The organism is Rhizobium sp. PRIMUS64 (assembly GCF_023006465.1).
Taxonomy (GTDB): Bacteria; Pseudomonadota; Alphaproteobacteria; order Rhizobiales; family Rhizobiaceae; genus Rhizobium; species Rhizobium leguminosarum.
On record NZ_JALBGX010000217.1, the window covers coordinates 1 to 7,650 of the forward strand.

Consider the following 7,650-nt stretch of genomic DNA (forward strand, 5'->3'; position numbering starts at 1 on the left):
TGATGTCCAAGCTGATCGGCCAGTGCTCAGGGCTCTTGCTTCCTACTCACGAACTTCAAGCTTGTCGCCATATTTCAAGGCGAGCCGACGGCAGTCCTCGCAATTCAACATAATGCCCTCCGCAACGACACTCGCGGCGGCGGTCGTGCAAACCGAAACGTCCAGTCTCGCGACATGCAGAATTGCATTACCCAGTAGCATATCGCAGGGCGTAGTCTCCACTTCGGCCCCGCCCACGCTATGCGCAGGGACGCCGCGCACGGTCGCCAGCATTCCGCGCTTTCTTAATATGGTTATGTCGGCATCCCTTGTCATGACGATCTCTTCTGCCGCCCGGCCGCCGCTGGCTTCGAACATAGCGTCCCGTACCACCAACTACCCCGTATGTTACCGTTACATACTTGCGCATTCGCGATGCACGGTCACGATGAGTAGCTCCGTGTCCTGAGTCTGCATGACAGAGCCGCTGGATGATAGGTCTGCAACCGAGGGAACATCATGACGGCGCTTAAAAGAACGGTCTCGTTACTCGCAGCCGCGGATGGCTCTACCACGATCTATTTCGGCCCCGATCAGCCGAAATACGTCAAGCGAGGCAACTGGGTGCAGACGGTTCCCGGCAAGGGCTGGTTCACGATCCTGCGGCTCTACAGCCCGCTCGCACCCTTGCGAAACGCCCTTGGCTGGTCGCCTTTGCGTTCGGGCTGCTGCACGGGCTGGGGTTCGCGGGGGCACTGTCTGAACTGGCCCTTCCTTCAGGGGACATTCCGCTTGCCTTGCTGTTCTTCAATGTAGGCGTCGAGATCGGGCAGTTGATGTTCATCGCCTCCGTGATCGACAACAGGCGCGTTCAACTGATCAATCTAGGGCTCCTGAAATAGGGAGTGGTCATAATCAAACTGGAGGATGTATGATGCTAAGACTCTCAGCAATAAGCATGATCGCCGTCGCGGCGAGCCTTCTAGCGGCATCGCCTGTCTTCGCGCAGGACGCCATTTCGGCTCCAGCGGAAAAGACGATAGGAGCGACCAAGTCAAAAATGGTGCCGTCGCTTGCCGTGCTGAATTCCGGTGGGGCGAAGCTCGAGGGTGGCAAGCTAACGATGAGTGGTATCTCGGCGGTGTCGATCGTGTTTGCCGACCGCCCGGTCCGATCGGCGGGCCACGTGCTGACCTCCGAGTTCATCAAGCAATGGGGTGAGGGGCCCGACAGCTTCGCGAAGGACCCACCCAACGCGACGATATCGGTACTCAGCGCCAAGGGTGATTCTGTTGCCGACGTGGTGGTCGTCCTGAAAATGCCGAAGCTTGAGGGCGGCGACCTGACGTTCGACGTAGCAGTGCTCGAAGGGGACCTCGCCGGAGCCGATGGGCCCGCATCGCTGTTTATCGACTGGTTCGCGGCACGTGGTCCCTATGGGGGCGTCGCCGTGGGAGGCGCTGGGTTCCGCGCGCCGGTTTGGCGTGGCGGATGGTACGCCCATCCAGGCGCGTACTATGGGGCGGGCGTCGTGGCGGGGGCGGCGATTGGTGCGGCCGCTGCGGAGCGACGTTATTACCCGCCTCCGGCATGTGGCTATTATCCGTATCCGCCCTGCTACTAGCACTCAGGGCAAAGTCCATGCTCGCGCTGGGTTCGGTCGTGGGACGCTGCACGACGCGTCCCACCGCAGGCTGAACACTGAGGACGCAAACGATTGGACCATCTCACCCACCCGAATCCAGTTCTGGAGATTCTTGTCGGCACCGTGTTTTTGATCGTTGTGATCTTTGTGCATGGCGTCGGAATCCGAAGCATCGGGCTTCAGTTCAGCAAGTCATGGGCACACGTCACCGCAGCCACGCCGCATTGGCGGCTGAATTTGATGCTCGCCGTAACAATCGCCGCGCTAGCGGTTCTGCACTTCGCGGAGACTCTTATTTGGGCAGTTCCCCTGTATGTCAGGGACATTATCCCTTCGATGCGCGATAGCTACTACTACGTCCTCGAAAGCTATACCACTCTCGGCGAGGGCAACGTCACTCTTCCAGACCGATGGCGTCTGCTCGGTCCTATCATCGGTATGTCGGGCCTGTTCACCTTCGGTTGGACTGGAAGCGTTCTCGTTAGCATCATGACCGATTTTGGCAAGTTCGACCGACTGCAGGCGAGGCGGGAGCGAGTGGAGGAGGGCAAGACGGAGTTGTGAGCAGGCTCGGTCTTCGCGATACGCCTGCACGTTCTCGCCGTCGGCAACGCTACCCGCCCACTCTCCGCCGCCATGCTTTCTGACCAGTGATGCGAAGCGCTTCATGCAGTATGTGTGAAGTCGATCAAGCGCGGCGTGCGGCTTCTTGGCGTCGAGGTCGCGGCGGATTGATGCCACGAGTTCGTCGAGTGTTTCACTGGGTTCGAAAGACTCGATCACCGAGCTGTCGATGTCCTGGCTTACCCCTTCGAACCTGCCAACGGTGATGAAATAGCTGGCCTCGAGCACCTGATCAGCGGGCGTCGTCGCACGGGTGGCGATGGAGCTGCGGTAGTTCCAGAGTTCGCGGAGCAGCTTCGCAATCAAGGACGCCGGGGCGCGCTCAATGAAGGACCTCAGGCGCTTCGCTTTCGACGTGCCGCGCCCGTTGAAGAGGCGGCCTTCAGTGTCTGGGTCGATGCCCAGTCTCTCATAGAAGAAATCGTTGAAGGTCCGGTCCGAAAGATCGAGGACGTAACCTTGGCCCATTTCAAGGGCTAGCTCGAGCTTCTCCCTTTCGGCGCGCGGGATAAGCTGTTCGTAGGTGCGGGTCATGAGCTCTGCAACTCAACGACTACGGTTTCGGAAACAACAACTCTCATCGTCCTCCCCTCGCGGCTGTACGACAGCCAGTTCGGCGCAAGGCAAGCCTGCGATAAATCGTCAAGAAAACAATGGTTTAACTTGCGGTTGCAGAGTTGCTCAAGGGTATTTGACGAAAGGCACATACTTGAGCAAAGGTATGTGAGGAAACAACCAGACGTACATGACGCCTCCACTGAAAAAACTATACGATTTCAAAGGGGTACGTGTCAAAGGTATGTGACGAACCACATCTGAGATCAGAGGGACCCATGGTGACCACGGCAAATTACATCACCCTCAGCATCGACGGCGTCGAACCCGAGTTCGGCGCCCCGGAGCCCGGCCGGATCATCTCCGGCGATCCGCATTTCCGTACCTGGAATCTGGAGGAGGCCGAAGGCGGCCTCTATTCCGGTATCTGGGAGGCGACACCGGGCAAGTGGCGGATCGTCTACGAGGAGTGGGAATATTTCAGCCTGCTGTCCGGCCATTCCATCGTGACGGAGGACGGCGGTGAGCCGGTTCATCTGAAGGCGGGCGACCGGATGATCCTCAGACCCGGCTTCAAGGGAACGTGGGAAGTCGTTGAAACGACTCGCAAGGATTATGTGATCAAGGTTTGAGCGGGCCAGAAAATCGACGTTGACGATTCCGCGCTTGTCCCGATTTGCGGCGATGATGGCCCGTCTTTCAGCGAATGGCTGCACCTGTTTCCGGGATAGAACGCTTTTAACCATTCCCATTAATCGTGCCTACATCGTCAAATGCTAAACCTTATCTGCAGCGCATTGCGGACATGATGTCTCCTGCCGTCCCACAGACATGGCCTTGCAATTAATCTTTTCGGAATTTGCATGTCGTCGAATCTTGCAGGTCGGCACGTTCGGACCCAGACGTCTTCCATCATCGCGACAACGGTCTGCTTCCTTGTCGTCGCCCTCGTCCTGACTGGCCTTGTGGCACACGTCGTCGTCACGATGACCCGGTCGGCCAACGAGATCGATGATGCCAGGGCCAGTCGCGCCGCCCGCGCGGCAATCGGTGCGTTTGTGGCTCGCCTCGGCGCGACAACGACTGATAACGCCGTATGGGACGATGCCTATAGCGCGATCTCGTCTCCCACCGCCGCGGATTGGGCCTATGAGAATTGGGGAAAGACCAGCGAGGATTACGCGCTTTATGACGGCGCGATCGTGACCGGCCCTGAGCGGTCTTTGGTCGTCTCGGCCTATGCCAAGGGCAAGCCCTTCCAGCCGGGCACGTTTTTCGGGGCAGCCTTTTATCAGCAGATCAATGCGGCTGCAGATCCGGCGAAGGTGCCGGTGGTCAATTTCATCAAGACCGAAAGCGGTATAGCGCTGATCGCCTCGCAGGCGATCCAGCCGTTCGACGCCGCCGTCGAGGTTCCGAAGTTCAGCGTGCTGACTTTCTACAAGGAGTTTACGTCGGAGGTTCTCGACACTCTCTCCAACGAACATGAACTCGAGGGGCTGAGCCTCGAGACGACGCCCAAGCCGGGATCCCTGAATACGCCGATCACCGACATGAAGGGAGCCGTCATCGGCTATCTCGTTTGGCCCAGCAAAGCGCCCGGAAGCGCCGTGTTTCATCAGGTCTATCCTTATCTTGCAGCTTCTACCGTCATCCTTTCGCTATTCTTGATCGGCGTTCTGTTGGTTGGGGCCTCCGAGGCGCGGCGCCTGCGCCAACTGGCGCAAACAGCGCTTTTCGAAGCGGGCCATGACAGCTTGAGTGGCCTGTTGAACAGACATGGGCTTCTCAACCTGCTGGCAGAGCTGGATAATTCTGGCTCTCCGCCACCCCGGCTCTATTTAGTCGACCTTGATGGCTTCAAGGCCGTCAACGATGCCTGGGGGCATGCGGTGGGGGACGATTTGATCCGGTTGGTTTCGAAGGCGCTGACAGGCTGCCACCCCGAAATCATTGCCGTGGCGCGGCTCGGGGGCGACGAATTTGCGCTGGTACACATCGGTTCCGCCACGTGCGGAGAGATCGAAAAGACGATTTTGGCACTGTTTGCCGAGCCCTTCAAAATCGACGGGCGAACGATCGAAATTGGCGCAAGCATCGGAGCCGCTGCTCGCAACGGCGACGTCCCGCCCCTGGAGCTTCTCCGCAGAGCAGACATGGCCCTCTATCGGGCCAAGGCAAATGGCAGAGGCCAGGCAATCGAATACGATCCCGAGCTGGACCGGGAACGCCAACAGGTCGCCGAACTGGAGGGACTGTTGAAGAGCGCCATCAACAGCGGCGCAATCGAAGCCGTTTTCCAACCTCTCGTCTCGGCTTCGACCGGCGCTGTGACTGGTCTTGAAGCACTGGCGCGCTGGCGAACTGCAACCGGAAACATCAGCCCGGAGATTTTCATTCCTCTTGCCGAGAGGTGCGGCCTCATCGATGCCCTCGGCGTTCACATGCTGAGAACATCGATCGAGCATGCCAAGAGCTGGCCCGATCTGGCATTGTCGGTGAACGTTTCGCCAATCCAGCTCTGCAATCCGGAATTTGCCGCAGAAGTGATCTCGGTCCTGCAGGAGCTTGATTTCAATCCAAACCGCCTGACATTGGAAATCACCGAAGGTGTTCTGATGACCAATCCGGATCAGGCCCGGCGGTCGATAGACCAGCTCAAACGCGTCGGCATTAAGTTCGCGCTCGACGACTTTGGCTGCGGCTACGCAAGCATTGGCGCCTTGCGGCAGTTCGGGTTTGATCGCATGAAGATCGACCGCTCGCTCGTGTGGGCTCTCGACGAAGGTGCAAATGGCGCCGATGTTCTTCGGGCAACCATCTCGCTCGCGACCGCGCTGCGGATTCCGGTTACCGCGGAAGGTATCGAGACTACCCGCCAGGCGGCGATCTTGCGCGATGCCGGCTGCGACCAGCTTCAAGGATATCTGATTGGAAAACCTATGTCGGCATATGACATATCCAGTAAACTGGAAGAAGAGTCAGCCGCATGATGCCGCCAAGATCGTGGCAATATGCTCGGTATTGATGGCTTGTCGCCGGCGTTCCAGCAGAGCGGTGACCGCTGAACACGGCTCCCTTTCATTCGCTGCCCGATGTCCTGACCGTTAACCTGGACCGGTTGCCCTCTGCAGCATTTCAAAAGCCGCGCGTGCCGTGGCGCTTCGCCCCGAGGTGCTTCTCCTCGACGAGCCGACCTCCGCCCTCGACTCGATCTCGACCGCCAAGGTGGAAGAGCTGGTCGCCCAGCTGAAGACGGAGTTCACCCACAACATGCAGCAGGCAAGCCGCATCTCCGATAACACCGCCTTCATGTATCTGGGCGAGCTGGTCGAATACGGCCCGACCGCTGAGATTTTCCAGTCGCCGAAGGTCAAGCGTACGGAAGACTACATTACCGGACGTTACGGTTGATCCTCGCGCGGTGGATCACCTCTGCGAGGGATGGATCACCACTGCAAATCCAGCCGGTCCAGCCCGTGGAAATGGTAGACATCCTTGACCACCGGCGTCTTCGCTAGCCTCAGGCCGGCAAGCCGCTCGAACAGGATCGGCAGCACGACGTTGAGCTCCAGCCGCGCCAGCGGCGCGCCGATGCAGAAATGGATGCCGGCGCCGAAGGAGAGGTTCGCCGCCTCGTTACGATCGGGCCGGAAGGTCAGCGGATCGGTGAATTTTGTCGGGTCGAGATTGGCGGCGGCGAGGATGAGGCTCACCTTGTCGCCGCGCTTGAAGGAGACCCCATCGATCTCCACATCTTCCAGCGCCCAGCGCTGGAAGATGTGGACCGGCGCGCAGATGCGCAAGGTTTCCTCGACGGTGCGCTCCGTCGTCGCTTCGTCCCGGAAGAGTTCTGCCGGATCGCAGCCGCTGTCGAGGATGGTACGCACGGAATTACCGATCTGGTGCACGGTCGCCTCGTGCCCGGCATTGAGCAGCACGATCGTCGTCGACACGAGCTCCTCATCGGTCAGATACTGGCCCTTGTGCTCGGTATGGATCATGTGGGTCAGCAGGTCGTCACGCGGTTCGGCGCGGCGTTCTGTGATGACCGTTTTGACGTAGCCGGAAAATTCCTTCGCCGCCCGCTCGGCCTCCTCCTCCTGCTCGCGCGTGCGGCCGAACATGTACATGCGAACATAGGCGTGCGACCAGGTAAGCAGTTGCGGTCCCATCTCTTCGGGAATGCCGATCATGCGGGCGATCATGGTCACCGGGATGATGTCGGCAAAGGCCGAGAGTAGCTCGACCTCACGCTTCTCCGCGAAACCGTCGATCAGCCGGTTGGCGAGTTCGGCAAGCTCCGGTTTCATCTTCTCGACATGGCGGGAGACGAAGGCGCGGTTGACGAGCGTGCGCAGCCGCGTGTGCTCCGGCGGTTCGAGTTCGAGCAGGGAATAACGTTCCGAGAGATCGAAACTGGCAAGATGCGGCATCGGCTCGGCAAGGCCGAGCTCCTCGCGGCTGGCGATATGCAGGATCTGCCGGCCAAAGCGGCGGTCGCGCAGCAGGCCGTTTACATGGTCGTAACCCGTGAAGAACCACTGCTTCTGCTCACTCCAGTAGAAGGTCGGGCAATGGGCGTGTAGTGCGGCATAGACGGCATTCGGGTTGCCGTAGAAGGCCGGATTGCGGCCGTCCAGCGAGACATGGCGGTTGGCGCGGTCGATCGAGAGAAAGGATGGGATCATCATGCCACGAGGCTTATCGGATTTGCCGAGCCTCGGAAAGATGCGGGGTGAGGGACCCAGGACTACCCGGCCCGTGACAGCGTACCCATGCGTCGCAGCGCCTCGACCTGGTCGTCGACCGTCGGCACGAGTTCGCCGGCGGTGCCGCTCGGCGCG

The 7,650-nt window shown here is 59.7% G+C and carries 6 protein-coding genes and 3 pseudogenes; 7 read left to right on the forward strand and 2 right to left on the reverse strand.

All coding sequences use genetic code 11. The annotated features are described in order from the left end of the window. Positions 1 to 42: 42 nt before the first annotated feature. Entirely contained in the window at positions 43 to 315 is a 273-nt protein-coding gene (locus tag MOV76_RS37600; protein ID WP_026230850.1) for a hypothetical protein, read from the reverse strand. 216 nt (positions 316 to 531) lie between these two features. Between MOV76_RS37600 and MOV76_RS37605 the strand changes: the two are divergent. The 7 genes and pseudogenes from MOV76_RS37605 to MOV76_RS37635 form a co-directional block, all read left to right on the forward strand. Then, positions 532 to 666: pseudogene (locus MOV76_RS37605) on the forward strand (DUF1214 domain-containing protein); the annotation flags it as partial. 2 nt (positions 667 to 668) lie between these two features. Then, positions 669 to 836, forward strand: a pseudogene (locus MOV76_RS37610) (HupE/UreJ family protein); the annotation flags it as partial. A gap of 74 nt (positions 837 to 910) precedes the next feature. Next, positions 911 to 1,603 carry a hypothetical protein gene (locus MOV76_RS37615; RefSeq protein ID WP_018447519.1) on the forward strand — a complete coding sequence of 231 codons (693 nt, stop codon included), beginning with the start codon at positions 911 to 913 and terminating at the stop codon, positions 1,601 to 1,603. A 93-nt stretch (positions 1,604 to 1,696) separates the two neighbouring features. Further along, entirely contained in the window at positions 1,697 to 2,188 is a 492-nt protein-coding gene (locus MOV76_RS40200; RefSeq protein ID WP_309506874.1) for an ion channel, read from the forward strand. An 893-nt stretch (positions 2,189 to 3,081) separates the two neighbouring features. Beyond that, positions 3,082 to 3,435, forward strand: coding sequence for a cupin domain-containing protein (locus tag MOV76_RS37625; RefSeq protein WP_247266467.1), 354 nt, complete (start codon positions 3,082 to 3,084; stop codon positions 3,433 to 3,435). 231 nt (positions 3,436 to 3,666) lie between these two features. After that, positions 3,667 to 5,796 (forward strand): EAL domain-containing protein, encoded by a 2,130-nt coding sequence (locus MOV76_RS37630; RefSeq protein WP_018447527.1) that lies wholly within the window; start codon positions 3,667 to 3,669, stop codon positions 5,794 to 5,796. A gap of 154 nt (positions 5,797 to 5,950) precedes the next feature. Then, positions 5,951 to 6,217: pseudogene (locus tag MOV76_RS37635) on the forward strand (phosphate ABC transporter ATP-binding protein); the annotation flags it as partial. Between the two features lie 35 nt (positions 6,218 to 6,252). Here MOV76_RS37635 and MOV76_RS37640 read toward each other — a convergent pair. Further along, positions 6,253 to 7,497: a cytochrome P450 gene (locus MOV76_RS37640; protein ID WP_247266468.1), complete on the reverse strand. Its 1,245-nt coding sequence runs from the start codon at positions 7,495 to 7,497 to the stop codon at positions 6,253 to 6,255. Between the last annotated feature and the right edge of the window lie 153 nt (positions 7,498 to 7,650).